This window comes from Pedobacter cryoconitis (genome assembly GCF_003259615.1).
Lineage (GTDB): Bacteria > Bacteroidota > Bacteroidia > Sphingobacteriales > Sphingobacteriaceae > Pedobacter > Pedobacter cryoconitis.
In genome coordinates this window covers 1-26,552 of sequence record NZ_QLLR01000037.1, presented here as the reverse complement: position 1 = coordinate 26,552, position 26,552 = coordinate 1, and the positions used below count along the sequence as shown (strand labels likewise).

At 38.6% G+C, this 26,552-nt stretch carries 26 protein-coding genes and 1 pseudogene; 12 read left to right on the top strand and 15 right to left on the bottom strand.

Translation table 11 applies throughout. From position 1 onward, the window contains the following. Nucleotides 1-102 precede the first annotated feature (102 nt). The gene (locus tag LY11_RS23545; RefSeq protein WP_111636065.1) at nt 103-1,842 is read right to left on the bottom strand and encodes an ABC transporter ATP-binding protein; all 1,740 of its coding nucleotides are present in this window, start codon (nt 1,840-1,842) and stop codon (nt 103-105) included. A 71-nt stretch (nt 1,843-1,913) separates the two neighbouring features. Beyond that, nucleotides 1,914-2,432, bottom strand: coding sequence for a helix-turn-helix domain-containing protein (locus LY11_RS23540; RefSeq protein WP_245952871.1), 519 nt, complete (start codon nt 2,430-2,432; stop codon nt 1,914-1,916). Between the two features lie 294 nt (nt 2,433-2,726). Here LY11_RS23540 and LY11_RS23535 point away from each other — a divergent pair, with 294 nt between their 5' ends. Both LY11_RS23535 and LY11_RS23530 read left to right on the top strand, forming a co-directional pair. Next, entirely contained in the window at nt 2,727-3,398 is a 672-nt protein-coding gene (locus tag LY11_RS23535) for a BON domain-containing protein (RefSeq protein WP_111636063.1), read from the top strand. A gap of 39 nt (nt 3,399-3,437) precedes the next feature. Further along, nucleotides 3,438-4,184 carry an SDR family NAD(P)-dependent oxidoreductase gene (locus LY11_RS23530; protein ID WP_111636062.1) on the top strand — a complete coding sequence of 249 codons (747 nt, stop codon included), beginning with the start codon at nt 3,438-3,440 and terminating at the stop codon, nt 4,182-4,184. Here LY11_RS23530 and LY11_RS23525 read toward each other — a convergent pair whose 3' ends face one another. Together LY11_RS23525 and LY11_RS23520 are read right to left on the bottom strand one after the other, a co-directional pair. Then, complete coding sequence (locus LY11_RS23525) at nt 4,185-5,237, bottom strand: response regulator (protein WP_111636061.1); 1,053 nt, start codon at nt 5,235-5,237, stop codon at nt 4,185-4,187. After that, complete coding sequence (locus LY11_RS23520; RefSeq protein WP_111636060.1) at nt 5,234-6,484, bottom strand: PAS domain-containing sensor histidine kinase; 1,251 nt, start codon at nt 6,482-6,484, stop codon at nt 5,234-5,236. Before LY11_RS23520 ends, LY11_RS23525 begins: the two co-directional genes overlap by 4 nt. A 506-nt stretch (nt 6,485-6,990) precedes the next feature. Between LY11_RS23520 and LY11_RS23515 the strand changes: the two genes are divergently transcribed. The 3 genes from LY11_RS23515 to LY11_RS23505 all read left to right on the top strand — a co-directional run bounded on the left by LY11_RS23515 (nt 6,991) and on the right by LY11_RS23505 (nt 8,920). Beyond that, nucleotides 6,991-7,227, top strand: coding sequence for a hypothetical protein (locus LY11_RS23515; protein WP_146610907.1), 237 nt, complete (start codon nt 6,991-6,993; stop codon nt 7,225-7,227). A gap of 80 nt (nt 7,228-7,307) precedes the next feature. Continuing rightward, nucleotides 7,308-7,502 carry an SHOCT domain-containing protein gene (locus LY11_RS23510; RefSeq protein WP_245952870.1) on the top strand — a complete coding sequence of 65 codons (195 nt, stop codon included), beginning with the start codon at nt 7,308-7,310 and terminating at the stop codon, nt 7,500-7,502. A gap of 35 nt (nt 7,503-7,537) precedes the next feature. Further along, complete coding sequence (locus tag LY11_RS23505; protein WP_111636057.1) at nt 7,538-8,920, top strand: NAD-dependent succinate-semialdehyde dehydrogenase; 1,383 nt, start codon at nt 7,538-7,540, stop codon at nt 8,918-8,920. Nucleotides 8,921-9,030: 110 nt separating this feature from the next. Here LY11_RS23505 and LY11_RS23500 read toward each other — a convergent pair whose 3' ends face one another. Further along, nucleotides 9,031-9,552 carry a YciE/YciF ferroxidase family protein gene (locus LY11_RS23500; protein ID WP_111636056.1) on the bottom strand — a complete coding sequence of 174 codons (522 nt, stop codon included), beginning with the start codon at nt 9,550-9,552 and terminating at the stop codon, nt 9,031-9,033. Nucleotides 9,553-9,970: 418 nt separating this feature from the next. On the opposite strand from LY11_RS23500, the gene LY11_RS23490 reads away from it, so the two are divergent. Further along, on the top strand, nt 9,971-13,522 hold the full coding sequence (locus LY11_RS23490; RefSeq protein ID WP_111636054.1) for a chemotaxis protein CheB: 3,552 nt from the start codon (nt 9,971-9,973) through the stop codon (nt 13,520-13,522). An 80-nt stretch (nt 13,523-13,602) separates the two neighbouring features. Beyond that, nucleotides 13,603-15,006, top strand: a complete 1,404-nt coding sequence (gene fumC / locus LY11_RS23485; RefSeq protein WP_111636053.1) for a class II fumarate hydratase — start codon at nt 13,603-13,605, stop codon at nt 15,004-15,006. 50 nt (nt 15,007-15,056) lie between these two features. Here the strand turns inward: fumC and LY11_RS23480 are convergent, their stop codons facing one another. Genes LY11_RS23480 through LY11_RS23460 form a run of 5 tightly spaced genes read right to left on the bottom strand, consistent with a single transcriptional unit; the run spans nt 15,057 to nt 19,132 of the window. After that, nucleotides 15,057-16,094, bottom strand: coding sequence for a glycoside hydrolase family 130 protein (locus LY11_RS23480; RefSeq protein WP_111636052.1), 1,038 nt, complete (start codon nt 16,092-16,094; stop codon nt 15,057-15,059). Nucleotides 16,095-16,116: 22 nt separating this feature from the next. Then, nucleotides 16,117-16,548: a universal stress protein gene (locus tag LY11_RS23475; protein WP_111636051.1), complete on the bottom strand. Its 432-nt coding sequence runs from the start codon at nt 16,546-16,548 to the stop codon at nt 16,117-16,119. A gap of 46 nt (nt 16,549-16,594) precedes the next feature. Further along, nucleotides 16,595-17,605, bottom strand: coding sequence for an MlaD family protein (locus LY11_RS23470; protein ID WP_170132763.1), 1,011 nt, complete (start codon nt 17,603-17,605; stop codon nt 16,595-16,597). A 6-nt stretch (nt 17,606-17,611) separates the two neighbouring features. After that, on the bottom strand, nt 17,612-18,355 hold the full coding sequence (locus LY11_RS23465; protein ID WP_111636050.1) for an ABC transporter ATP-binding protein: 744 nt from the start codon (nt 18,353-18,355) through the stop codon (nt 17,612-17,614). A 6-nt stretch (nt 18,356-18,361) separates the two neighbouring features. Next, the gene (locus tag LY11_RS23460) at nt 18,362-19,132 is read right to left on the bottom strand and encodes an MlaE family ABC transporter permease (RefSeq protein ID WP_111636049.1); all 771 of its coding nucleotides are present in this window, start codon (nt 19,130-19,132) and stop codon (nt 18,362-18,364) included. A gap of 175 nt (nt 19,133-19,307) precedes the next feature. Between LY11_RS23460 and LY11_RS26550 the strand changes: the two genes are divergently transcribed. The 3 genes from LY11_RS26550 to LY11_RS23445 are packed head-to-tail and all read left to right on the top strand — an operon-like array spanning nt 19,308 to nt 21,346. Then, a complete protein-coding gene (locus LY11_RS26550; RefSeq protein WP_146610906.1) occupies nt 19,308-20,186 on the top strand; it encodes a L,D-transpeptidase scaffold domain-containing protein in 879 nt (292 codons plus the stop codon). Continuing rightward, nucleotides 20,183-21,043, top strand: a complete 861-nt coding sequence (locus LY11_RS23450; RefSeq protein WP_111636048.1) for a universal stress protein — start codon at nt 20,183-20,185, stop codon at nt 21,041-21,043. The genes LY11_RS26550 and LY11_RS23450 overlap by 4 nt, the downstream gene beginning before the upstream one ends. A 45-nt stretch (nt 21,044-21,088) precedes the next feature. Next, entirely contained in the window at nt 21,089-21,346 is a 258-nt protein-coding gene (locus tag LY11_RS23445; protein WP_111636047.1) for an LOG family protein, read from the top strand. 77 nt (nt 21,347-21,423) lie between these two features. Here LY11_RS23445 and LY11_RS23440 read toward each other — a convergent pair whose 3' ends face one another. Next, a complete protein-coding gene (locus LY11_RS23440) occupies nt 21,424-21,912 on the bottom strand; it encodes a universal stress protein (RefSeq protein ID WP_111636046.1) in 489 nt (162 codons plus the stop codon). A gap of 33 nt (nt 21,913-21,945) precedes the next feature. After that, the gene (locus LY11_RS23435; RefSeq protein ID WP_111636045.1) at nt 21,946-22,326 is read right to left on the bottom strand and encodes a hypothetical protein; all 381 of its coding nucleotides are present in this window, start codon (nt 22,324-22,326) and stop codon (nt 21,946-21,948) included. A gap of 262 nt (nt 22,327-22,588) precedes the next feature. On the opposite strand from LY11_RS23435, the gene LY11_RS23430 reads away from it, so the two are divergent. Beyond that, complete coding sequence (locus tag LY11_RS23430) at nt 22,589-23,662, top strand: zinc-dependent alcohol dehydrogenase family protein (RefSeq protein ID WP_245952869.1); 1,074 nt, start codon at nt 22,589-22,591, stop codon at nt 23,660-23,662. A 41-nt stretch (nt 23,663-23,703) separates the two neighbouring features. Here LY11_RS23430 and LY11_RS23425 read toward each other — a convergent pair whose 3' ends face one another. From LY11_RS23425 to LY11_RS26965, 3 genes are all read right to left on the bottom strand, one after another. Next, a complete protein-coding gene (locus LY11_RS23425) occupies nt 23,704-24,735 on the bottom strand; it encodes a lysylphosphatidylglycerol synthase transmembrane domain-containing protein (protein ID WP_111636043.1) in 1,032 nt (343 codons plus the stop codon). A 139-nt stretch (nt 24,736-24,874) separates the two neighbouring features. After that, entirely contained in the window at nt 24,875-25,705 is an 831-nt protein-coding gene (locus tag LY11_RS23420) for an IS3 family transposase (RefSeq protein WP_211321642.1), read from the bottom strand. Between the two features lie 20 nt (nt 25,706-25,725). After that, a complete protein-coding gene (locus LY11_RS26965) occupies nt 25,726-25,992 on the bottom strand; it encodes a transposase (RefSeq protein WP_211321641.1) in 267 nt (88 codons plus the stop codon). Between the two features lie 97 nt (nt 25,993-26,089). Here LY11_RS26965 and LY11_RS26545 point away from each other — a divergent pair. Further along, a pseudogene (locus LY11_RS26545) lies at nt 26,090-26,552 on the top strand (transposase); the annotation flags it as partial.

The window sequence follows — 26,552 nt, the reverse complement described above, 5'->3', positions numbered from 1 at the left end:
GCCATATTCTGGTGATGACCATACCTGGTTTTTTGGCTTTCTCCAATGATACGGATCTGTGGTGTCCAGGCAGTCCGGAAGGTAGAAGATTGACACTTTTACTCATTTTACAGTTCCTTCCTTTTGCTGTTGAGAATGGTATATTTCCTGATAGGTTTCGTTTGTTTTCATGAGTTCATTATGAGCGCCCATTCCAACAATTTTTCCGCTATCCAAAACAATGATTTTATCGGCCAACTGAACCGAACTGATTCTTTGGGCAATAATAAATATAGTAACCTCCTTAAGATGCAGTTTAAACTCATCCTGGATTTTAGCTTCTGTGGTAGAATCTACAGCGCTTGTACTGTCGTCAAGGATTAGTATTAGGGGATGTTTAACCAGGGCCATTGCGATGCAGATTCGTTGTTTTTGTCCACCGGAAAGATTGACACCTCCTTGTCCTAGTTCAGTTTCGTATTGTTTTGGGAAGGACATGATGAAATCGTGTGCCTGGGCTTCCTGACAGGCCAGAATGATTTCTTCCTGAGTTGCCCCTGGATTTCCCCATCTCAAATTATCTTTGATTGTCCCTGAGAATAGTTGGTTTTTCTGTAAAACCATGCCGATGCTATTTCGTAAATTTTTTAGAGAATAGTCCTTCAGCTCGAGATCATCAATCAATATTTTTCCTTTACCCACCTCATACAACCGGGGTATAAGTTGCACAAGGGTACTTTTAGCTGATCCGGTCGCGCCAATAATAGCAACTTGTTCACCGGGATGAGCAATAAAATTAATGCTATTCAATACATATCTTTTTGCTTCTTTATGGTATTTGAAAGCTACATTCCTAAATTCTACCTTTCCTGCTTTTATCTTAATGTTTCTTTCCAGAGCCGAAGGTGTATCCACTATATCAACATCTGCATTCAATACTTCCAGAACACGCTTAGAAGATGCTCCAGCTCTTGAAAAGGCCATGATGGTCATAGAAAGCATGGTCAATGACATCAGGATCTGGGTAATATAAGTAATGAAAGACATCAGCTGTCCGATATGCATTGTCCCGGATATGATTTTTTTTCCTCCAAACCACACTACTGCAACAATGGATATATTCATCACCAGCATCATCACTGGGGTTACCATTACTACTATTGATGAAGCCTTAATGGCGGCATCTCTTAAACTATTGTTAGATATCGAGAATTTTTTTTCTTCGAAAGATTCACGTACAAAAGATTTGACCACACGAATATTCGTCAAGTCCTCTTGTATAGCCCCATTTACATGATCCAGTTTTTGCTGCATCCTAAGAAAATAAGGAAAGCTTTTCCGCAGGATAAAGAAGATACTTATGCCCAATACAGGAATGGCGACTGCAATAATAAAGGCAAGACTGGAATTGATTCTTGCTGCCATAAAAACTCCAAATACAAGCATGAGCGGAGCACGGATGAGTAATCTTAGCGACATCATGACTACGTTCTGGATAATATTTATATCATTAGTCATTCTGGTAACCAGAGATGCAGAACTGAATTTGTCAATATTTAAAAAAGAAAAGGTTTGGATTTTTCGAAATAACCCTTGTCTTAATTCAGCGGCAAACCCAACAGATGCTTTTGAGGAATAATAAATATTACCCACATTTCCAATGATTGCAACAATAGAAAGGACTAACATTGTTATTCCTGTAATTATGATATAGTGCAGATTTTTCTCCTGTACACCCTGATCAACGATGCGAGACATGAGCACAGGTTGAACGATTTCTCCCATAACATCTATAAATACCAGTAGTGGAGCCATTAGGAAAGCCGTCAGGTACTTTTTAAGGAATGGGAAATAAGCATTCATCTAAAGGAGATTTTTAAGTCTTACCGTGTAAAATCTGTCTAAACCTTGTTTTGAAATAAAATTCATTTTATTTAGATATTCTCAAGTGCAGTGCGATGGCCGGTTTGGGCATTTTTAAAATAGGAGACTGTAAGCCCTGTTACTTTTTTAAACTGTCTGCAGAGGTGGGCAACACTACTGTAATTCAATAGGTGGGAGATTTCGGTAAGATTAAGCTCCTTATAAAGGATAAGTTCTTTTACCCTCTCAATTTTATGCTTGATGATGTAATGCTCAATAGTTAGTCCTGTTTGCCGTGAAAATACGTTGGCCAGGTAAGTATAATCGTAATGAATTTGCTCGCTGATGTAATTAGAGTTTTTGATTTTTGGCATTTCATCATTATAATGAACCATGTCAATAATTGTGTTTTTAATTTTTTCTATTAACATTTCTTTCTTATCGGATATCAATTCGAAACCTGATTCGAGCAAGGCACACCTTAACAATTCGAACTGCCGCTGAGTCGGATTCTCTTTGGTCTGGACTTCACCCAGGTCTATGGATCTATAGCTTAAACCAACCTTATCCAATTCTATTTTTACGGCCATTCTGCATCGGTTACTGACCATGTGTTTAATATGTAAAACCATTGTGATTATGTTATGGGAGTTAGTTTGAGTCTCAATAGGCAACCAAAGCTGTTTTAACAAAACTCGGGATTTAACCGCGTGTTCAAAATGATAACCGTCACGATTATCATGATGGTCATCATGATTACTGATGATGCATAAAGTTCCCTTTTATGTGAATTGTGCAACTGTTATCCATAAATGTATAAGGATGTTGGAATGAAATAAGGCAACCTTTGAGGTGTGAAATATTTCACATGAAAATCATGGATCATGAAAAATAACGAAACATTGCAAAAAAATGTTCAGGACGCAATCAAATGGGAACCATTATTACATGCAGCTGAAATTGGTGTAACAGCTAATGATGGTGTGGTCACCTTAACAGGAATAGTGGATAGTTATGCTAAGAAATCCGAAGCAGAGGATGCAGCAAAAAAAGTAGCTGGAGTAAAAGCCGTTGTCGAGAGAATAGAGGTGAAATATCTTGGTTCTATCCACAAAGAAGATGAGGAAATTGCCAAAGAGGTTTTGAATGCTTTCAAATGGAACTGGAAGATCCCCGGAGAAAAAATTACAGTTAAAGTTGAAGATGGTTGGGTAACTCTTACAGGAACTATTAATTGGAATTATCAAAAGGATGCTGCTAAAAATGCGATCAAGAACCTGTTAGGGGTGAAGGGGGTGACCAATAGCATTACAATCGAGTCAGATATTCATGATGCAGTGGAGAAAAAGGAAATTGAAGATGCAATTGACAGGAACTGGTCGGTCAATAACCAGGATATACAAGTTAAAGTTTCTGGTAGTCGTGTGACATTGACAGGAACTGTGAATTCAATTTATCAAAAAGATGAGGCCCAACGAATGGCTTGGAATGCGCCAGGTGTCTGGTATGTGGATAATGAGATTGAAATTGAATACGATTATTTATTAGTTGATTAAATATAGAACGGGAGCTAATGCTCCCGTTTATTGGAAATTATGAGAAAATTAGAAAAAAAGGTGGTATTCATTACCGGTGGAAATTCAGGTATAGGAAAAGCTGCTGCACTTGAAGCTGCTAGGGAAGGTGCGATTGTTGTCGTGGCCGACCTTGAAAGTAAGGACCACATGGAAACGCTTACTGAAATAAAGGCACTTGGAGCCAGAAGTATGTTTGTCCCAATTGATGTGTCAGATGTGGAGAGCGTTAAATTGGCAATTCTTACGGCTGTAGCAGAATTCGGTAGATTAGATGTAGCTTTTAACAATGCAGGTATAGGCGGTACTTATTCGGGGATACATGATATGCCAGAGGCCACTTGGGAGAGGGTGATCGCTGTAAATTTAACTGGCCAGTTTTATTGTGTCAAGTATGAACTGCAACAGTTTTTGAAACAGGGCGGGGGGGTAATTGTAAATATGTCTTCTCTTGGTGGATTGAAAGCAGAACATGGTCTGGTACCTTATACAGCAGCCAAACATGGTGTATTAGGCATTACCAAAAATATAGCGGTTCAATATGCTGCACAGCACATCAGGGCAAATGCACTATGTCCCTATTATGTGGAAACTCCTTTATTGGCTGAAGTTCCTGATGCCACCCATCAGGCATGGATTGATGGAACCCCATCTAAACGTCTTTGTACACCTGAAGAAGTGGCTAAAGCTTTTATTTACCTGGCTTGTGATGACTCCAGTTATTGTAACGGCACACAAATTATTCTGGATGGGGGAGTGATGGCTTAATTAGTTCTTCATTTTCGTAAGCCTTTCCACATCCAGTACCATAATGGTTATTCCTTCACGTTCAATTAATTTTTCGTTTCGGAAATCTGACAAGGTCCTGCTTACCGTTTCAGTAGCCATACAGGCCATTGCAGCTAAGTCTTCCCGGGTAATGCTTAAGAAATCACTTTTTATAATCTGCTGATGGTACAGGCGAAGAATGGCTCCGGCCATTTTTTTTCTTACTGAATCGTAAGCTAGTTGGAGGAGCTGTTCTTCTTTTTCCCGGTTATCATTGGATAAAAGATGAATGAATTTTCTCGCTACTTCAGGATAAAGATTGATGACTTTTTCAAGTTCTTCAACAGGGATCAGACAGAGTGTACTATCCTCTATTGCGGTAGCAGTATCAGTATAATTGCTTTTTCCTAAAATGGTATTGATGCCAAGGTATCCCCCAGTTGTATACATGCCTGTCATCAATTCACGGCCATCCAGCGAAAGTTTAATGGTTTTGATCTTACCCTGGATGATCAGATACAGACCTTTGCCATGATCTCCTTCATAATAAACAACCTGGTTTTTTCTGAATTCGCGGCCTTTATGGCCTGCTATGATCTTTGAAAATTCTGCCAGACCATCAGTTTTGGCAACCAGTACTTTGAATTCATCAGCTGTATTTTTATTTTGGAGTTGCAGATGGGCTTTTTTTCTTAGCCTGACCTCAATGGCATTAAGCAGTTCAATATCATCAAAAGGCTTAGTTAGATAATCGTCAGCACCCATCTCCATTCCCTTACGAAGATCATGGTGATCAGCTTTGGCAGTCAGGAAAATGAAAGGAATTGCCGAAGTCTCTGAGTATTTATTGAGCATATACAAAACCCCATATCCATCAAGTTCAGGCATCATGATATCGCAAAGGATTATATCGGGAATATGTTTTAAAGCCATTTCTAAACCCATCTTGCCATTGTCAGCTTCAAAAACATTGTATTTGGCCATTTCAAGGATCTCAACTATGTTCCCCCTTATGGCGTCGTGATCTTCAATGATCAATATTTTTTCGTTCATGATTGTGGAAATGTGAGGGTGAAAAGTGTACCCCGGTTAATTCTGCTTTTGAAATCTACTTTACCATTCATCAGATCGGTATACCTGGAAAGTATACTTAATCCAAGTCCATTACCGGAGATCTTTCCTGTGTTATGGGCCCGAAAAAATGGTTCACAAAGATGTTTCTGGTCATCAATAGGTATCCCTATGCCATTGTCGCAGATTCTGATGGTGCAGTTGTTTTCATTGATTTTGGTGTAGAATTGAATGGAGCTTTCTTCACCGGAATATTTTATAGCGTTGTCAATAAGTATAACGATACAGTTTTTTAACAAGGTCTGATCTAGTGTGATCATTGATTCCGTGCCTCTGTGCACAAAGACTATTTTTTGTCTTCCCTTTAAAGCGATCTGCATTTCTTCAGTAATTTCTGCGGCGAATTCGGCTAGATTAAAATGGTTGAATTTAGTCTGTACCTTTCCGGAATCTAATTTTTCAAGGGAAAGAAAATCGTTTAAGATGGCAGTAACATTCAGTACAGCATCTTTTATTTTATCTACATGTTTACTAATATTGGGGTTGTCAAAAGGAAGCGCATGACGTTCAATAAGTGAGGCAGAAAGCTGTACCATACTCAATGGTGTACGGAATTCATGTGATGCAATAGAAACGAACCGACTTTTAAGCTTACCTAATTCTTGTTCTTTTGCCAGGGATAAGTTCAGTTCCCGTTGTGTCTGTTCTAAAGTAAAAACGGTATTGTGTAAATTTTCAAGCGACTGGTTCAATTCTGCCTTGGTTTGTTCTTGGGCATCAACAGTTTCCCGAAGAGAAAGCGTTCGCTCCTGTACCTGATCTTCCAGTAAAGCTGCATAATCATGGAGTTTTGATTCGGCTTCTTTTTCCCGGCTCAGGTCATGAATAAAACCTGCATAAATGATCCTTCCTGAGTATTTAACCTCACTGACACCCAAACGAAATGGAAACTGAATCCCGTTTTTTCTTAAGCCTGTCAATTCTCTCCCGACACCAATAATACTGGCCTGACCAGTTTTTTTATAGCGGAAGAGGTAACCATCATGGTTCATCCGATCTGGTTGTGGCATCAATATAGAGATGTTTTTTCCAAGAATTTCCTGTTCAGTATAGCTAAAAAGTCTGCAGGCTGAGGGATTAATGGACTCAATGATCCCCTGGTCATCAATAGTAATCAGACCGTCTATCGCATTATCGATAATCGCTTTAAGCAGAACGGAATTTTCCATAAAATTGGGGTTACAGATTAAATTAATCTGTTCTATACCTACAATCTGATGATCATTTTGTTTTAATTATCTGATGGCCGATGATGGGCGTCACCATTTGACTGGTGGCTGATCATGTCTGAGAAACATCTCAATACCGAGATTTGAATTCAAACAACTGTAGATCAACTCAGGTTCGAAATTGGTAGATAAAAAAATGGATCAGTCAAATTGCTGTTAAGTGATCCGGCAGGTGAACTTTCATTATACAAAGACATCAGTTATCTTAACTTGGATGACATTCCTGAAATCAAGAATTGGAAATGGAAAATGAAATAAAGTATCCATTAGAACTAGTTCAGCTTTAAGTACGTAAAGCTTTTTCTGGTAAGGTTGGGTTGATCTGATGACGAGTATCTTATATGGAGATGATTAACATCATTTCCAATGTTGGTGATTAAATAGACCTTTATTATCTAATTGAGATAACTCAAATACAATAATTGCTATTTAAAATGACAATGAATATGATATACTTCACTGAAAATCAAAAATCTTTATTCGAGAATATTGGAATAATTCATTATGAAGAACAGATGTTGCGGTCTGAGGAGAAGTTTAGTATATGGGAAAGTAAAAGTTTCTCTGAACGACAGTCTGTTTTCAAAAAGGTGAGTATGCTTCGTCGGTATTCTGAAGATCTACTATCCGATTGGGTTGCCGAGCAGATGGACATCTTATTAGCTAAAAGTGTTGCGGGCTGAATTAAATTAAAAGCTTGTTCAGGGATATTTTAAAATAATAATTAAATAAAATCATGGTTTATACAAATCTTTTTTTTGGAATGGACATCATTTGGTGGTTCATCTGGCTGATCATGTTGGTATGGATATTTCTTGTACCCTATGATATTCCTGGCCAACGGAATAAAAAGGAGCGGCCACTGGATATTTTACAGAAAAGATTTGCCAGAGGCGCAATTGATCTTAAGGAGTATCAGCGAAATAAAGCTGTTCTGGAAAAAGACGCTACTCAATAGTAATGGTTACACAATTCAAATAAATAATCTACATTATGGCTATACAGACCATTAATCCTTTTAGTAACGAGCTTATTAAAAGTTTTCAGGAAATGTCCCCAGAGTTGGTGGCAGACGAAATTTCTATCGCTGACGAAACTTTCCAAAGCTGGCGCAAAACCAGTTACGTACAAAGGGCGGAACTCTTACACGGTGTCGCAAAATTGATGCGTGAGCAGAAAGACCAATTATCTAAATTGATCACATTGGAGATGGGTAAATTAATTGCTCAAAGTTATGGTGAGATCGCACTTAGCGCCGATATTATAGACTATTATGCTACAAATGGGGAAGCATTTTTGAGTGACCAAAAGTTGGAAACTGAATTTGGTGAAGCTTATATTAAGAGCACTCCAATTGGTGTACTTCTTGGGGTTGAACCTTGGAATTTTCCCTTTTATCAGGTAGCCCGCTTTGCTGCACCTAACATTATGGCAGGTAACGTCGTTTTAGTTAAACATGCTTCCAACGTTCCTCAATGTGCATTGGCAATTCAAGAATTGTTTGTGCAGGCTGGAGCACCAAAAGGTGTGTATACCAATTTATTTGTCAGTGGGACTCGCATAGAAGATGTGGTAGCAAACCCAAGGATTAAAGGCGTTTCCCTTACAGGAAGTGAGGTTGCTGGTGCAAGTATCGCCACTGCTGCCGGAAAGTTTCTGAAGAAGTCGGTGCTTGAACTTGGTGGCAGCGATGCCTTTATTGTTTTAGAAGATGCGGATTTGGATAAGGCTGTTGATTGGGCTGTTGTTGGACGGATGAACAATACAGGGCAGTGCTGTGTAGCCTCAAAACGAATTATCGTGTTGGAAGCTGTTGCTGATGAATTTTTGGATAAGTTCAAGGCTAAACTGAGTGGGTTGAAAGTTGGAGACCCAATGGATGAGGCGACCGAGCTAGGACCTTTAAGCTCAGAGGGAGCCGTCATTCAGTTGGTTGAACAAGTACAGCGGAGTGTAAGAGCTGGTGCGAAGATATTGTTAGGTGGTAAATTAATTGATCGTAAAGGTGCATTTATTGAGGCTACCATTTTAGGAGATATTAAACCTGGAATGGCTGCGTATCATGAAGAATTATTCGGGCCGGTTGCTTCCTTTTACAGGGTGAAAAATGAGCAGGCGGCGATTGAGCTGGCCAATGATTCACCTTTTGGATTGGGAGGAAGCATCTTTACCAATGATATCGAAAGGGGGAAACGTTTAGCTGAACAGATAGATACAGGTATGGTATTTATCAATCATCCAACCTGGACTCAGCCTGATTTGCCTTTTGGTGGAACTAAGGGATCTGGATACGGAAGAGAGTTGTCTAGTCTTGGTATACAGGAATTTGTCAATAAAAAATTGATTCGGATCAGCAAATTAACAGATCCTTTTTAATCGCCAGCAGGGATGCTCAGACATTTTGGGGCCAAAAGGACCCGTTAGTGAAAGGAAAAATAAAAAATGCCTTTGGAAAACCTCCAAAGGCATTTTTATGTAGAAAACACTTATTGCGCCAGATTCAAGGGCGTCATTGCATGGATATTGATTTCATAACTGGCCAATTGTGTCAGCTCATCATCAATGTGTTTTTCGTTTACCTCAGATTCGTAAAAGACGTTTGCGAATTCCAAAAGGCCTAACAGTTTGGCAAATGCTGCCGCTGTTCCATAACTGCTAATCTTAAAGTGGCAGATTGACTGGATTCCAGCAAGTACACAAGCGTCCTTAATTTCAGGATTATTGCAGGCTACTAGTTTTTCATCGATAGACTTAATGAATGCAAGCATGATCATGTTTGTCCTGTTAACCGAAAGAATCTTTTCCTGTTCAAGAAAAGTGTCCATTCTCTGTAAGTGTTGACTGGTAAAACTGATGTATTTTTTTAAGATCATCTTTAGTTGCATGGAGCTGGCTATATTCGCCCATTCGAGGAGTTTTCTTTTCAATTCAATTTCTGCACTTGAAAATTGTGATGTGTTCAGGTCGAGTAGATCCTGAAGATTATTGATGCTTAGTTTTGCTTCCATTTCTTGTTTTTTTAAGATAAATAAAGCTAGCTTGATTTGTTCTTTTCATTGATGATCATTGTCATCAGAAATGATGTTCCTGCGCAAGGAAATAGTAATTTCTATTGGTCACCTTTATAACTTCAACGAAGAGGAAATGAACAATCTATTGGTACTGACTGATTTTTCTAATCCCGCAAAGCATGCGGCAGTTTACGCTTGCAGCCTGGCTAAGCAAATACAGGCTAAAATAATTACTCGTGTTCAAGAAAGCTCCTGTCCCATAACCAATTTAAAAATTAACCCTAATTTTAAGTGGTTGTATCTTTATGAAACATTTTCTTCTTTTGTCTGTCCATTGTTTCTCTTAAGTTTTTGAATAAGCTTTATTAACACCTTGAACCATGAAAAAATTATTGTCTTTTAACCTGATGTGGTTATGAATGAACCTGAATATATTATTGCAATTGGTGCGTCCGCCGGTGGCCTGGATGAAATCAATTCTTTCTTTGATCATACGCCTTTAGATGGAGTATCCTATATTATTGTTCAACACCTTTCAGCTTCTTTTAAAAGTAGAATGGTTGAAGTGCTTGCTAAACATAGCAAGCTGGTTGTAGAAGAGGCTACTGACGGTAAGCTCGTCGAGTGTAATCAGGTTTACCTTATTCCGCACGATAAATATATGACCATTGAAAATAACAGGTTGTATTTAAGAGATAAGGAGGAAGCAAAGGGGGCACATCTGACCATCAATATATTTTTTAATTCTTTAGCTGCAGATTGTGGGAGAAAAGCAATCGGTATTATTCTTTCTGGCTTAGGAAGCGATGGATCTGAAGGGCTTGTTGCTATTAAAAATGCTGGTGGAATGATAATGGCCCGAAATCCGGAAACTTCTGCTTTTCCCAGTATGCCATCCAAGGCCATTGCTACGGGAATGGTAGATTTTGTATTGGAGCCCGCAGCAATGCCTGGTGCAATAGAAGATTACGTAAAACACGAGGGAATTTTGCAAGCCGAGAGTTACAATGATGAGGTAAGCCTTAAGGCTATAGTTGAATTGATCAGACAGCAGTCTCCTCTTGATTTTTCAGATTATAAATCCTCTACCATATTAAGGCGCACCAAAAGGAGGGCAGCTTATCACGATTTTACCAGCCTGACAAAATACCTGGCATTTTTAAAGTCCTCGCCGGAAGAAATCGAGGCACTATCAAAAGACTTTTTGATTAGTGTAACGTCTTTTTTTAGAGACAAGGAAGCTTTTGATTATATAAGACATAATATCCTACCTGGTATATTAAAAAAACTTAAACCAAAGGAAGAACTCAAAATTTGGGTAGCAGGTTGCGCGACAGGAGAAGAGGTGTATTCACTAGCTATTCTTATTGCCGAACAATTGACAGGTGAACTGGAACATATTATAGTGAAAATATTTGCTACCGATATTGATAGTACGGCATTAGTTCATGCAGGTAAGGGTGTGTATCCAAATGATATTGTTAAAGACGTGTCAGCTGAGCGATTAAAGAAATATTTCTTAAAGGAAGGTAATCACTATAGAATTAAGCCAAAACTTCGTAAAATGGCAATTTTTGCACAGCACGATTTGGTTAAAAATCCGCCATATTGTAATATGCATTTTATCAGTTGTCGTAATCTGCTCATTTATATGGCGCCGGTATTGCAAAAAAAGATATTTAGCATGTTACTCTTTGGACTTAAAATGGATGGTTATTTATTTCTGGGATCAAGTGAGAATCCGATGTCAATTATCCAGAACCTTGAAGTCGTAAATAAACAATATAAATTATTTAGGAATATCAAGTCAAAAAGAATCGTGAGTTTCGATGCTTTTTCAATGCCAGATTCCGTAGAGGTGAGAAATAAGTCTACTTATACCAGTAACGAGCAGGTGACTAATGATCCGCTACAGTCGCTTGCCGAGACGATGCATACCAACCTTGCTGATGAACAGGATTACCTGGTGGTATGTGTAGATGAAAACAAAGAAGTCATCAAGTCTTATGGAGACACGAGCAAATATTTGCTTCCAAAACACTTTACATCTAATTTGGAGAAACTATTACCAAAGAAATTGGCAATGGTATTCAATATGCTAAGTAATAGTGTGTTAAAGACAAATCAAATAGCCCGTTTGAATGGTATAAAAATTAAAATGGCAGATTCGTTTGTCCATGTGAATCTAGTGGTTAGTCCTCTGGTTAGCAAAAGAAAGGAACAAAAGCTTTTAATGGTCACTTTTACAGCAGGCAAACTGGCCAAAAGCTCGAAAAGAGAGATTCAGGGTTTTGATGAGGATGTTTTTCAGGATCAATATACACTTGACCTGGAACAGGAGTTAAAAGAAATAAAAGAGAAACTAAGCTCTGCTTACGAGCAACTGGATGCTTCCAATGAAAATATGCAGTCCTTTAATGAAGAAATGATTTCTGCCAATGAAGAAATGCAGAGTACCAATGAAGAGATGCAGTCCGTAAATGAGGAATTGGATACTATTAATTCCGAGTACCAGTTGAAGAATAAGGAACTACTGGAAGTTAACGATGATCTGAATAATTACTTCAGGAGTAATGTTAATGGGCAGTTATTTATCAATAATGACCTGCTTTTAATGAAATTTTCTCCTGGTACAGTCAAACAGATCAATTTACTTGAAACTGATATTGGGAGGCCACTGAATCATATAACCACTAATATAAAGTTTGAAACCCTCATTGAAGACGTTAAAAATGTGTTGAGTAAAGGTAATGTCATCACCAAGGAGATTGAAACCAATAATGGAAAATGGTACCAGGTGATGACCATGCCTTATGTGCGTCAATCTGATCAGAAGAATAGTGGTGCGATCATTACTTTTAATGATATTACTGAATTGAAGAAGACCCAGTTGGAATTGGATATCAATAATAAAATGCTTGGAATGAGTATAGATTCTGCTGAATTGGGTACTTTTTCAATTCATGTTGGAACACGGGCATTTCAACCATCCGTGCATTTTAAAGAAATTTTTGGCTTTTATTCAGAGCAGGTACTTAGCTACGAGGCTGTCGTTGAAAGAATTGAGGAGGAACACAGGGATAAATTCATTAATGCTATTGAAGCTAGTCTTAACGGTGGTGATAAATGTGATCTGGAATTTCCTTTTCGAAATTTTCATGATAACCAGTTACACTGGGTTAGAATATTAGGTAATCTTTCCTATAACAATGAGAAAAAACCGGAGTACTTTACAGGTGTATTAAATGACATTACCGCACACAAACAGGATGAACTTAGAAAAAATGATTTTATTGCAATGGTAAGCCATGATCTGAGGACACCGCTTACTTCGATCCAGGCATACATGCAATTAATCACTTTAAAAGTTAAAAAAGTTGAAGATACATTTATTAACACTTCACTGGGAAGGGTAAATGCAGCTGTCAAAAAAATGAATACCATGATAAACGGTTTTCTAACCGTTTCTGGTTCAGAGGAGGGGCAAATTCATTTAGAACTGGAGACTTTTGAAATGAACATTTTAATTAATGAAATTGTCGAGGAATCACGTTTTATAAATTCAGGAATTCAGATCGCCTTTGTTGAGGGGGCAGAATTGTCCTTGAAAGCGGATCGAGATAAAATTGGTCAGGTGCTCAATAATTTTCTTAATAATGCGATTAAATACTCAAATGATGAAAAGCTGATTGAGGTCTCTTCAATAGAGTTTAATGGAATGGCTCAAGTTTGCGTGAAAGATAAAGGTATAGGCATAAAGTTACAGGATCAGGAGAAATTATTTGATCGTTATTATCGGATAAAACGCCTGGATACTAAATCAATACCTGGATTTGGCTTAGGACTCTATTTATCGGCTGAAATCATCAAAAGACATAATGGTAAGGTATGGGTGGAGAGTGAAATTAATAATGGATCATCTTTTTACTTTAGCCTGCCTCTAGCATATATTTCGTCCGTTGATTAAAATCACCAATCGTCTTGATTGGTGTCATGGTACACCAAGCAAAACCTCGGCATCTTTACGGTATACTTAAATAAAAGAATATGTCTGTAATAGAAAGAATTGAACACGATAGCATGGGCGATGTTCAGGTTCCTTTAAACCGTTATTGGGGTGCTCAGACAGAGCGTTCAAGAAATAACTTTAAGATTGGCCCAAAGGCGTCTATGCCGGAAGAGATCATTGAAGCCTTTGGTTTCCTCAAGAAAGCAGCAGCCTATGCTAATAAAGACTTAAATGTGCTGTCAGCAGATAAAAGAGATCTGATTGCAAAGGTCTGTGATGAAATTATAGATGGTAGGCTCTTCGGGGAATTTCCATTGGTCATCTGGCAGACCGGTTCAGGAACCCAGTCGAACATGAATGCAAATGAAGTTATCTCCAATCGGATCCATGTACTACAGGGGAATGACCTGGGAAAAGGTAAATTATATGTTCATCCGAATGATGATGTTAATAAATCGCAGTCCTCTAACGATACCTTTCCAACGGCCATGCACATCGCCGCCTATAAGATATTGGTGGATGTAACCATCCCCGGTATTGAAAAACTAAGAGATACATTAAGGCTAAAATCAGAAAACTTTAAGAATGTAGTTAAAATAGGGCGTACCCATCTGATGGATGCAACCCCTTTAACGCTCGGTCAGGAAATTTCGGGTTATGTTTCTCAATTGGACCACGGACTGAAAGCTTTACATCATACCCTAGATCATCTTTCAGAACTCGCACTTGGTGGCACTGCTGTCGGTACCGGAATGAATACCCCTGTTGGGTATGATATTGTTGTCGCAAAGTATATTGCAGAATTTACTGGTCTCCCGTTCCGAACAGCGGATAATAAATTTGAGGCACTTTCTGCCCACGATGCCATAGTGGAAAGTCATGGTGCATTAAAACAGATCGCGGTTTCACTCATGCATATTGCCAACAATATCCGCATGCTGGCTTCAGGACCCAGATGCAGTATAGGTGAAATACATTTGCCGGAGAATGAGCCGGGCTCCTCGATCATGCCAGGCAAAGTCAATCCAACTCAGAATGAAGCAGTAACCATGGTTGCGGCTCAGGTAATGGGTAACGATGTTGCCATTACCGTTGCGGGGTCAAACGGGCAGTTTCAGCTCAATGTATTCAAACCGGTAATGGCCGCCAATTTTCTACAGTCTGCCCGGCTTATAGGGGATGCCTGCTATTCATTTAATGAACACTGCGCACTTGGCATTGAGCCAAATTATGATGGTATCAAAAAACACCTGGAAACCTCACTGATGCTCGTGACAGCGCTAAATCCACACATCGGATATGATAATTCCGCAAAAATTGCAAAGGCTGCACTAGCGGATAATAAATCATTGAGGGAGGCTGCTGTTGGCCTTGGCTTGGTAACCAATGAACAGTTTGATCAGTGGGTTCGTCCCGAAAATATGATCGGAACAATCAAATAGCAAGGTTTTATATCCGAAAGATGAATTATCAATTTAACAAAGCACTCATACTAAAGGATAGTAATCCTAAAAGTTGAGAGCTCTGCAAGGAGTGCACTTAAATTAACAGAGGCACAGGCTATTTGTTCATCTGCTGCCCCATAATAGATATAAAGTGTATCTCCAAAGATTGCAGTGCCAGAAGGAAAACATACACTATCGACCTCACCAGATAATTCCCATGCTGTTTCAGGTTTAAATAATGGATAGGGTAGACGTGCTATCTCTTTTTCTGGGTTTTCAAGATCCAGCAGGGCTGCACATGCAGAATATACGTATCCTTTTGTCGTATCATGTACTCCATGGTAAATCACCAACCAGCCTTCTGTTGTTTCTATCGGTGGACACCCTCCACCGATATAACTTATTTCATGATCATATTTTGGAGTCAAAAGGATATTGTGATTAAAGTTTAACAGGTAGTTCGTCCAAAACAACTTATTCAGATCCGATAATTCATTTACACTGGCAATTTGTATATCTGGTTTGATGCGGTGAAGAAAGTAAAGTTGATTATTTATTCTTCTGGGGAAAAAAACGAGATCCTTATCCCAAACAAGAAGTCTTGTATTCATGGTGATAATGGTCTTGTCGTGAGCAAACCTGGAATATTTTTCATTGAGTTTACATTTATGCTGTGCAAGGGATTTGAATTCAGGAAACGAAATTACAGGTACAATTATGCCATGTCGTTTAAAGGTTTTTAAATCCAAAGATGTTGCCAGTGAGCCCATGGCATTGAATCCGTCAAAAGCGGTATAAGTTAGATAGTAGCATCCATCGATTTTTACGATCCTCGGGTCTTCGATTCCCCTGGATTCTGTGTCACCCATCGGGGTGAGAATTGGAAGATTGAGTCTTTTTGTAATTTCTAACGGCCCGTTCAGCTGACAAAAGCCAATGGTTGAATAATTCTTTTTACTTACCGCCCTGTAAAACATACAGACAAGATTTCCCTGTTTAATTACTGCGGGATTGAGCACAGCTTGACTTTCAAAGTCCAGCGGAGTTTTCCTTAAAATAACCCCTTCTTTTTTTACTAGTATCAAAATTTTTGGCTTTAGTAGTCCGTTAATTACTCACTGGAATTACAATTAAGGTTTTCTTTGAGTGCCTGATTACATCCTCAGCAACACTACCAAGAAGTAAATGAGGTAATCCTTTTCTGCTATGTGTGCCCATAATTATGATATCAGCCCCCCATTTTTCGGCTGTTTCAACAATCACTTTGTAAGGTGTACCTTTTTCCACAAAGCTTTTAATTGGAAAGTCTTTGAATATCTTTTCAATTACATTGATCTGACTGCGATTTAAATTGTGCTCCATCATATCATCTAGTTCCCTGGTCGTTGCAGGATCCTGATCTGTTATACCATCAGAATCTATAATACTGACCAAGGCTATTTCTGAGTTGAGCTGTTTAGCCAACTGGAAACCACTCAGGGCAACTATTTCCGAACTTGGATGACTGTCAATTGCGATTAGGATTTTATGAAATTCCATTTGATCTGATTTTCTTAATATAATCGATATGGGGAAATCTAGGGTGTTATTTCTTTTGAGAACTTTTCAGTAATTCCGATTGTTCTTCTTTCTTTTTGCTGTCAAGTTTTCTAAAATATCCCCTGAATAGAAAGTTATGTTTTAAAGCTTCCATGTTCTGATTGAAACCGTCTGTACCCTTTTGAAGATTTTCTATTGTAAGGCTTATGTTTTTGGCCGTTAAGGAATCCTTTAGCAGTCTGTTAAGAGGCCCTTTTCCATTGGTTAGCTCATGATTTAAATCTTTTACCATGGTATTCATTTGGTTGGTCATTTGATTGGCATTGACACCGGCAGCTTTGATCTGTACAATCGCATCCTTCAACGTACTGGCCATTGAGGTATCAGTCAACAAAAGACCAGCAGTTCCTTTGCCTTTTTTGATGTCATTAACCAGATGGTTTAGCCCTATGGTCATTTCATTGGCATTGCTGGTTGTTTTGTAAATATTTTTCAGGGAGGCCTTCAAATTAATACCAATAGATTGGTCGTTAATTAATTTTAAAATTGCACTGCTGTCTATCCGCAAAACTGTTCCTTTTAGAACTTCTGAAATAATGGCTACATTGTCATTCGTCTTAGATAATTTTGCAATGATTTCATCCATGTTGGCCGTGTTCTTTACCTTGAGCAAATCACCTTCTTCGACCTTTTTACTAATTCCTTTCACCGGGCTAATATTAACCACTTTATTGCCCATGAGACCTTCAGTTCCAACAGCTGCTAATGCATTTTTATGAATGAATGATTTTACTTTGCTATTGATTTGCATTGTAACCTCGATAGTACTATCGTTGATTAGTTCAACTTCTTTAACCGTTCCTGCTTGCAGGCCAGAGAAGAGCACATTATTCCCTTTTGTTAAACCATTTAAATTAGAGAACTGGACCTTCAGTCTAAAGTCATTGCCAAATATGTTGTTGTTTTTACCAATGATAAAAAAAGCGAATATCATGAGCACTAATGCTGACAATACAAATGCCCCAAGTTTGATATTATTTGCTTTTGGATTTCTCATGCTATTTTATTCGAAAAATTGTTTAATATTTTCATCTGTCGATTGCTTCAATTCTTCATACGTTCCTTTGGTATAACATTTACCTTCCAGTAAGAGTACAACTAAATCAGCCGTATTTTTTACACAGTTCATATCGTGCGAGATGATGATGGAAGAGCTATGGTTCTTCTTCTGGAGTTTAAGGATCAGATTTTCTATTTCCCTTGAGGTAACCGGATCCAGACCTGTGGTAGGCTCATCATAAAGTATGACTTCTGGACGTAGAATCATGGTTCTGGCCAGGGCAACACGCTTAAGCATTCCTCCTGATAACTCCGATGGCATCATATCCATGGTGTGCAGCAGATCTACATTTTCGAGTGCCTCATTAACCAGTCTTTCAACTTCTTCTTTAGTGATGTCAACCCAGTGCCGGAGTAGAGGGAATTCCAGATTTTCGCGGATTGTCATTGAATCATAAAGTGCATTGCTCTGAAACAAAAAGCCGATTTTGGACCTGGCCTGATCTAGTTCATCTTCATTCATTTGAGATATGTTTCCCTTAAAGACGAGAATACTTCCGCTATCAGATTGTAATAAGCCAATAATGCATTTGATGAGGACAGATTTACCTGAGCCTGATTTCCCCAGGATGACGACATTGCTGCCTTTTTCTACCGTCAAATTAAATCCATCTAATACCTTTTTGTCTCCAAAAGCCTTAACAAGATCTTTTATAACAATTACAGGTTCTTTTATCTCCGTTTCCATGATCTGTTAATTAAGCCCCATTAATTCAGTGATTTGCACCGCTAGTAGGTCAATGATGAATATCATCACAGAGGATAAAACGACCGCTGAATTAGCCGAGATTCCAACTCCTTGTGTACCCTTAGTTGAATTAAAACCTTTGTAACAACCTACAATGCCTACTGCAAAACCAAAGAATAAGGTTTTAATAATAGCTGGCAAGACATCACTAAAATCCAGGCTTTTAAAAACCTGCAGGAAGAACAGATCAAAACTAGTTACTGATCTGATATTCACGCCCAGATAAGCTCCAAATAAGGAAATGGCATCTCCAAGAATAGTGAGTAGTGGCAGCATTAATGTGGTGGCTAAAACACGTGTTGCAACAAGATATTTAAAAGGTTTTATACCACTAACTGTCATCGCGTCTATTTGCTCGGTTACTTTCATCGAACCTAGTTCAGCACCGATGCTACTGCCAATCTTTCCGGCAAAAATTAAAGCTGTAATCACCGGACCAATTTCCCTGACAATTGCCAGACCAACCATAACTGGCAGCTGCGATTCAACCCCATAGTCTACCAGGGAAGGCCTTAATTGCATTGTGAGTACGAGTCCCATAATAAAAGCAGTAAGTCCAACTAAGGGTAATGAACGATAGCCAATGATGTAACATTGGTTAAAGAGCTCCTTATTCTCATATCTGGGTTTTATCCCTACCGAAAAGAACCGTGCTGTGAAACGTGCTATATTTCCGGTTTCATCCAGAAAGTTTTTAAAGCGAATAACTAATGACATATTGATAAAGGTAAAGGATGTGGAAAGGGCTCGCCATGACAGCAACCCATAACCAAATGATCCTAATCATCATATTTGTTGACCAAGGTCATAAAAGTTAAAAAGTTGGATGTAAATCAACGGCTTCGGTGATGCTGATCATTCTTGAACTGACAGATAATCAGAATATTTGATTATGAAAATTGTAGCTGCCGTCTTATCCTTGATGACCATTTTAATTAGTATGCCTTTCGCTTATGGCCAGGGTAATTCCATCTCAACGGAATTTTCTGTGAACTTGAAGAACCAGATTAAACAATCCAAACTTTATTATCCTAAGTCTGTGAAACGTTATTACGATCAAAATGGCTTTCAGCCTATGTGGACTAAAAATAAAGAGCAGCTCAAACAGACTTGGGAAGCAATGATGCTATTGGATTGTGTACTCCAGTATGGATTGTCTTATGCTGATTACCATCCAAGAGAGTTGATATATGACAACTTACGTACCATAATCAATAATCCCGATACAGGAAATATTGCAGAGCAGGTACGTTTTGATGTGCTGTTGACTGATGCAATCATTACCTTAATGAATCATCTTCATTACGGTAAGTTTAATCCTGACTTTTCAGCAAAAAGGTTAGATGGAATAACCAAAACCACTGAGTTTAACACCGTAGTTAAACTTACAAAAGCGCGTGGGGATATCAATTTCATAGAAGCAATATTAACTGCGCAACCCAAATCAAAAACTTATGTGCATTTACAAAGTTATATGCGGCTAATTAAAGGTCAATATGTGGGTGATTGTTACGAAACACCTGAATCAGAAACTAGAAAAGTGGCAATCAATATGGAACGTTTGCGTTGGGCAGAGGCCTATACAGAGCGAGGCGGACATCAAAGAGTACCCTATCTAACCTGTGAAATAAAAGATGGGCTTCCGGTTTTTTATGAAGATATCCGTCATCTCGATGAGTCTCTGGAGGCTGCAATGTATCCAATGAACAAGCGTCAGCCATTAAAAAGAAGCGTACCAGCGCTTTCAGATATACACCTTAAAAAAGAATGATGAAAACAATATTAGTGACCACCGATTTTTCTGCACCATCACAAACTGCAGCTCGTTATGCCCTATATCTGGCAAATGCAATGAAGGCACATCTCGTTTTGTGTCATGCGATTCAAGTATCGTCTACAGTAACTGTTGCCTCAAAAGCCTCACATTCCCCTGATAATTTTTCTAGTACCTACGATGCAGCAGTTGAACAAATTCAATTTCAAGTCCTGAGTTTAACAGAAAAGGAAGAAAACGATAGTACAACTACTCTTGTTGACTATATTGTGGCCCCTGGTTCCGTAACTAATGTCGTAAATGATGTGATCAAAAAAAGGGAAATAAGCTTAGTAGTAATGGGAATGTTTGGTGCAGGGGCTATCAATAGATTTCTTCTGGGTAGTAATAGTCAGAATTTGATAGACAATAGGGTAGGGTTTCCGGTTTTGCTGGTCCCTTTTAAAGAGTTTCCAGAAACAGTTAACAAGATTGCTTTCGCAAGTGATTTAAGTGATGGTGATATCGGACTTATTCAGTCACTGGCCAGCTTTGCATGTCCTTTTGATGCGGAAATTCTGATCGTTCATATAAGCGGAGTAAAAGTTGACCAAATTCAAATAGATAATTTTTTAAAGGAAGTGACAGCTAAGATTAACTATCATAAAATCTATTACCGCCATGTTGAGGATAAAGACATCAATCGGGGTCTAAACTGGATTGCCAGAAATGGAGTTATTGATGTATTTGCGATGGTTCATCGTAAAAATAACTTTCCAGGTAACATATTTAGCAGCAGTTACACGCAAAACCTCTCCAGGAGCATTCATATTCCCCTACTTGTTTTTTCTGAAAATGAGTTCCCGGTATTTTAATGGAACAAACAGTGTCTCATCAGTTTTTATGTTATGTTTAAATAAATGAATCTAAAAAAAAACCATACCATAAAGAATTTTCCGATTGTCATTTTTGGAAAGCAATATCACCAGGAGCTAATTGATCATATTGAGTTTATGAAAAGCAATGCTACTATTAGTGTGGATGATCCACATTTAATTCCGGTTACAGACAGTATTGAGAAGGCAGTTGCTTTGATTGTTGAAAAAAGCATTAAACAATATGGTCTCCGTCCGGAAAATAAAGTAAAACCCTTCAAATGGCTATTCGAGCGTAAATGATTCGTGTTATTTCGATCAGTACATTTGACCTTTTTAAGTCCCTAACTACCCAATTGGTAAAAGTTTGGTTTTTGTATTTACAACCTGAGACATTCAATTTCTGGTACAATAACCGCTGGGCATCTGGCTTTACTTACTACCTCGGTGATTTCTGTTCCGAACAGAACATCATCATTGCTGTGTGATTTAAATCCACTCATGACGAGCATGAGAATGTCTTTTTTCTTATCTATAATGCTGCACACATTTTCCACAACACCGCCACCTTCACTCAAATAATCAATTCTGGGTTTGAAATTTTTGGTATCTGCATTTATAACAGTATTTAATCGGTTCATCTCTTTTTCCAGATTTAATTTACTGATTTGGGCCAATAATTCATAATCTACGATTTGAGAGGATTCAAATTCTGATCCCGAGATATAGTAAGAGTGAAATAACAGCATGTTTGTTTTTAACTGGACCGCTAAAAATAAAGCATAATCTGTTGCGTTTAAAGCACTTTTTGTAAAATCTGTGAGTACAAGTATTGTTTTTGTATGATCAGAATCTTGACTGGTTTTCATAGGACTAATATTAGTTTAAGTTGAAATCAGATCTCATTTTTGCAGGGTGTGACCTATTAATTCATTTTTAGCTGCATGAAAAGTCATCAGTATTTCTTCCATCTCGTGTTTTAAAACCTGATGCTCTTCAATTAAACTCAATTTAATTTCCTTTATTGGACCATAAGTTAATGGCTCTAGTCTTTTTTGCAAATGAATAACCTTGAATTTTAACCGGGAGAGTTGTTGTTCTATTGAATTGAATTTGATAATGTGTTTCTTGTTGACTTCATATTCTATATGTTTCTGATATAATTTTTTGAGAATATCAGATTCATTATGAATAAATTGTAGATCCGATGACCATTGTTTTGTAATCAGGTAAAGTTCCTGTAATTCTGTGTTTAAGGCACGGTCTTCTATTGTCGTAGTCATGATAATAAGATTATATATACAAAGGTTCTGCTAATAAGTTGTTATAAACTTGATGGCTATCAGTCTTTTGGATGATATGTGTCATAAATCAAACCTACCCATTCGGCCGCCTATCCTTGTTGATGCCTGTCAGCCGGTTTGGTGATGGTTATCATTTCTATTGGGGTTAAATAGTTGAAATTTATAGGAAAGGACAGTAAGTAATCCGTTGCCTCCTGACCAAGTCTGTGGTTATTTAATCATCGACAAAATCCTAATGAAGATGGAAGACAAAAATGTTGAAGATACAGCCGGAACCCAAAGTAACTCCTTGCAGCATAACACTTCGTTAGCTCAACTGCCGAAAACGATGCAGGCTATGGTGATGGAAATAGCAGGGCAGCCATTGGTGTGCAAAACAATGCTATTGCCGGTAGCTAATGAAGAACAGGTGCTAATTAAGATCATCGCCTGCGGGGTTTGCCGCACCGACCTGCATATTATGGATAGTGAACTTGCTAATCCTAAACTTCCACTAATACTGGGACACGAAATTATTGGAACTGTTAAAAAAGTAGGCAGTAAGGTAACCACATTCAAACCCGGTGATCTGGTTGGGGTTCCATGGTTGGGCTATACTTGCGGGCATTGTAAATATTGCCTTAAGAATCAGGAGAATCTATGTGAAAATGCACTTTTTACGGGTTATACCATAGACGGCGGCTTTGCCGAATATACAGTGGCATTCCAGAAATATTGCTTTCATCTTGGGCCTCAATATGGTCATCCTTCATCTGCACCATTGCTTTGTGCCGGTTTAATCGGTTATCGCTCTTATCAAATGATTGGACCAGAGGCTAAACATATAGGGTTTTACGGTTTTGGTGTAGCTGCACATATATTGGTGCAGATTGCAAAGCAACAGGGTAAAGAAATTTATGCCTTTACACGGGATGGTGATCTGGAAGCACAATCATTTGCAACCAGGACGGGGGCAGTATGGGCAGGTAATTCGACCGATCCACCGCCTGTATTATTAGAAGGAGCTATTATTTTTGCTCCGGTTGGTCAGCTTGTTCCTAAAGCATTAAAGGATATTGATAAAGGCTGCGCTGTTATCTGTGGTGGGATACACATGAGTGATATTCCATCTTTTGCCTATCAACTGCTTTGGGAAGAAAGGACAATCCGCTCTGTTGCTAATCTAACCCGGAAGGATGGGGATGATTTCTTTGAGCTTGCATACAAAATTAAAATAAAAATAGAAACCCGCCAGTTTCCATTGCAACAGGCCAATGAGGCATTGGCTGCTGTGCGCAATGGCGATATTAACGGAGCTGCGGTTCTAGTGATGTAAATTTTGCTTGAAATAAATATGAGGCTCAAGTAGATATTTTATTATCCCTTAACCAATAATTCCTTGTTTCGGTCGTATTTTAAGGCCCTTTCCAGGTTTCTATACAGGAACATCCCAATGGGTATAGGTGCCCAAAAGGTGAAAAAGCGACAAAGCAGGGTAATGATGAGTGCTGCATGTATGGGCGCGCCAAAGGTGGTGAAAAAATAGGTCATGGCACTTTCGTAAACGATAAGCGAACCTGGGGATATGGGCAGTGCCCCAATTACTAATGATAACAAAAGGGCTAAAGTGATCAGGGCGAAAGACATATCGATATGAAATCCCTTAACCAGTGCAAATACAGTGATGACATCACAAAATATGATCATCAGCTGCAAAAGTACAGCATTCAGTATGGCTCTTTTGTTTTTTCGAAGCATTTGAGAGATTCTTTCATTGTCATTCCGCAGGGAAAGCAACCCTGCTTTTTTGATATATCTTTTGATCCAGCCATACTTGCCTAGTTTTCTCAGCACAAAGGAAATTGTCCGTCTTTTACTCAAAACAAGTACGAGGATAGTAAGCGTTGTATAGAATATAAATCCAAGGAGAACAACATAGTTGATTACGGAAGTGAAATGGGTTTCAAATAACAGATACCAACCATAGAAAAACAATAAAAGCAGCATGATAGCCGCGTAATAACTTATCGTTTCTAGTACCAATGCGGTAAAGGCGATTTGCCTGGGTACATTTTGTTTAACCAATTGATTAAAAAGATAGCCATTGCCACTCAATCCTCCTGTGGGCAGCGCCTGATTCACAAACATGATAACGATTGACATTTTAAAGAGTACATAGAACCCTGTAGATCCAGGCTGTTTCTTGATCAGGTTTCCCATGATTAAAGCGTTGAGCAAATAAGTTCCGATCTGTGCACCTATAGTTAATAGCAACCAGAAAGGACTCATTTGCATCATGAGGTCTTTAATATCTTTCAGTTTACCGATGTAGCGAACTGCGAGATAAAAAAAACAAACAGCGATTACATAAAAAATGATCTTTGAAGGAGAGAATAGTTTAATTTTCATCAGGAAATATCAATATCATTAATACTTTCATAACTGAGCTTATAATGTTATTAAATTTCAGGTATCAGTTTGTAACCCTCCCTTTTTTCGAACCGGTTTAGGAGGCGAGAATTCAAATTTATATATTATTTTTCATCCCTCAATATGGAGTCAGCTCCGTAGGGGCTGACTCCATATTGAGGCTCCATTGTGCTCTATATTGCAAAGGCGTTTTACCATCCAAGGCTTCATGGGGCCTCTTAGAATTATAATCTGTCACCCATTCTTCTGCTAGTATTTGTACCTGCATGATATCCTCAAATAAATATGCATCGAGGATACTTTCTCTAAAGCTTCTGTTAAAACGTTCTATGTATCCATTCTGCATTGGCCTACCTGGTTGAGTATATCGGATTTCAATTTCATTCCCTTTACACCACATAGTAAATTCCTTACTTATAAATTCGGGACCGTTGTCAGTCCGGATGCTTTTTGGCTTTCCTTGCTCTCGAATTATCCGGTCTAATAGTCCTGTTACCCGCATTGCAGGCAATGAATGGGCAACTTCAATAGCAATGGCTTGCCGGTTATAATCATCTATCACATTTAACGTCCTGAATTTTCTACCGTTAGTCAGTACATCACTCATAAAGTCGATGGACCACATCTCCAATGGAGCTGATGGTCGCTGCAATGGATTTTTCACACGCTCCGGTAAACGTTTACGTCCTTTCTTTCTACGATTCAGCCCCAGAAGTAAATAGACGCGTCTTACACGCTTGTAATTCCATTGATATCCCTGCGTTCGAATTCTTCCATAATATAAATCCTGACCTTCGGTTGGATAGATCCCCGCTAATTCCTGAAGTTTTGTAATCGTTTCCGAATCATCCTTCCTGGATTTATAATCATACATGGATTTAGGTAGCGAAGCTACACGACAAGCCCTGCTAATGCTAATCTGGTGATGTTCCACCACATAGGCAACCATGTTCTTACGCTGGCAGGGCTTTAGAACTTTTTTGAAAGAACGTCTTTCAGAATCTTATTATCCAGGGCCAATTCAGCATACATATGCTTAAGCCTGCGATTTTCTTCCTCTAGTTCCTTCAAACGGCGGAGTTCCTGATTATCCATTCCAGAATACTTTTTCTTCCAGTTATAGAATGTGGCTTGGTGTATGCCCAAATCACGGCAGATATCTGCCACCTTCTTACCGGACTCTTGTTCCTTGATTGCTGCCACGATCTGGCTTTCACTGATTACTGACTTTTTCATTTTCCTGTTTTAAAGTTGACCTCCCCCCGAAAAACCGGACTGCTGAAAAGTCGAAAAAATCAGGGCAATTACGTAATTTAAACATACAGTAATTGTTATGAAAAAAAGCAAGTTTACAGAAGCGCAGATTGCCTTTGCGCTGCAGCAGGCAGAGACAGGAGTCTCAGTAGAGGAAGTATGCCGGAAGATGGGAATTCATCAGGCTACTTTTTACAATTGGAAGAAGAAATTTGGCGGTCTGGGGGTAACTGAACTTAGACGTTTACGTCAGTTAGAGGATGAGAATACCAAACTCAAACAACTGGTCGCTGATTTAAGTCTGGACAAACATATGTTGCAGGATGTACTTAAAAAAAAGCTTTAAGGCCAGCCCAATTGAAGGGGCTGGCCGAAGCTTTAGTGGTCAATTACAAAGTTTCTGTGCATCGGGCTTGTGAGGTCACTAAATTCTGTCGTTCCATGTGGTACTATAAAAAGCTAGGTCGAGATGATCAGGTGATTAGAATGCGGATGAAAGAAATTGCTGAAACTCGGGTTAGATATGGCAGTGAGAGGATATT

Coding starts and splice junctions, on each gene's coding strand:
- LY11_RS23465 (WP_111636050.1), bottom strand. CDS start 18,355: ATGGAAACGGAGATAAAAGAACCTGTAATTGTTATAAAAGATCTTGTT.
- fumC (WP_111636053.1), top strand. CDS start 13,603: ATGTCTGTAATAGAAAGAATTGAACACGATAGCATGGGCGATGTTCAG.
- LY11_RS23475 (WP_111636051.1), bottom strand. CDS start 16,548: ATGGAATTTCATAAAATCCTAATCGCAATTGACAGTCATCCAAGTTCG.
- LY11_RS23505 (WP_111636057.1), top strand. CDS start 7,538: ATGGCTATACAGACCATTAATCCTTTTAGTAACGAGCTTATTAAAAGT.
- LY11_RS23510 (WP_245952870.1), top strand. CDS start 7,308: ATGGACATCATTTGGTGGTTCATCTGGCTGATCATGTTGGTATGGATA.
- LY11_RS23450 (WP_111636048.1), top strand. CDS start 20,183: ATGATGAAAACAATATTAGTGACCACCGATTTTTCTGCACCATCACAA.
- LY11_RS23530 (WP_111636062.1), top strand. CDS start 3,438: ATGAGAAAATTAGAAAAAAAGGTGGTATTCATTACCGGTGGAAATTCA.
- LY11_RS23500 (WP_111636056.1), bottom strand. CDS start 9,552: ATGGAAGCAAAACTAAGCATCAATAATCTTCAGGATCTACTCGACCTG.
- LY11_RS23540 (WP_245952871.1), bottom strand. CDS start 2,432: ATGGCCGTAAAAATAGAATTGGATAAGGTTGGTTTAAGCTATAGATCC.
- LY11_RS23445 (WP_111636047.1), top strand. CDS start 21,089: ATGAATCTAAAAAAAAACCATACCATAAAGAATTTTCCGATTGTCATT.
- LY11_RS23470 (WP_170132763.1), bottom strand. CDS start 17,605: ATGAGAAATCCAAAAGCAAATAATATCAAACTTGGGGCATTTGTATTG.
- LY11_RS23515 (WP_146610907.1), top strand. CDS start 6,991: ATGATATACTTCACTGAAAATCAAAAATCTTTATTCGAGAATATTGGA.
- LY11_RS23425 (WP_111636043.1), bottom strand. CDS start 24,735: ATGAAAATTAAACTATTCTCTCCTTCAAAGATCATTTTTTATGTAATC.
- LY11_RS26550 (WP_146610906.1), top strand. CDS start 19,308: ATGAAAATTGTAGCTGCCGTCTTATCCTTGATGACCATTTTAATTAGT.
- LY11_RS23490 (WP_111636054.1), top strand. CDS start 9,971: ATGAATGAACCTGAATATATTATTGCAATTGGTGCGTCCGCCGGTGGC.
- LY11_RS26965 (WP_211321641.1), bottom strand. CDS start 25,992: ATGAAAAAGTCAGTAATCAGTGAAAGCCAGATCGTGGCAGCAATCAAG.
- LY11_RS23460 (WP_111636049.1), bottom strand. CDS start 19,132: ATGTCATTAGTTATTCGCTTTAAAAACTTTCTGGATGAAACCGGAAAT.
- LY11_RS23435 (WP_111636045.1), bottom strand. CDS start 22,326: ATGACTACGACAATAGAAGACCGTGCCTTAAACACAGAATTACAGGAA.
- LY11_RS23525 (WP_111636061.1), bottom strand. CDS start 5,237: ATGAACGAAAAAATATTGATCATTGAAGATCACGACGCCATAAGGGGG.
- LY11_RS23520 (WP_111636060.1), bottom strand. CDS start 6,484: ATGGAAAATTCCGTTCTGCTTAAAGCGATTATCGATAATGCGATAGAC.
- LY11_RS23545 (WP_111636065.1), bottom strand. CDS start 1,842: ATGAATGCTTATTTCCCATTCCTTAAAAAGTACCTGACGGCTTTCCTA.
- LY11_RS23535 (WP_111636063.1), top strand. CDS start 2,727: ATGAAAAATAACGAAACATTGCAAAAAAATGTTCAGGACGCAATCAAA.
- LY11_RS23440 (WP_111636046.1), bottom strand. CDS start 21,912: ATGAAAACCAGTCAAGATTCTGATCATACAAAAACAATACTTGTACTC.
- LY11_RS23420 (WP_211321642.1), bottom strand. CDS start 25,705: ATGGTTGCCTATGTGGTGGAACATCACCAGATTAGCATTAGCAGGGCT.
- LY11_RS23430 (WP_245952869.1), top strand. CDS start 22,589: ATGGAAGACAAAAATGTTGAAGATACAGCCGGAACCCAAAGTAACTCC.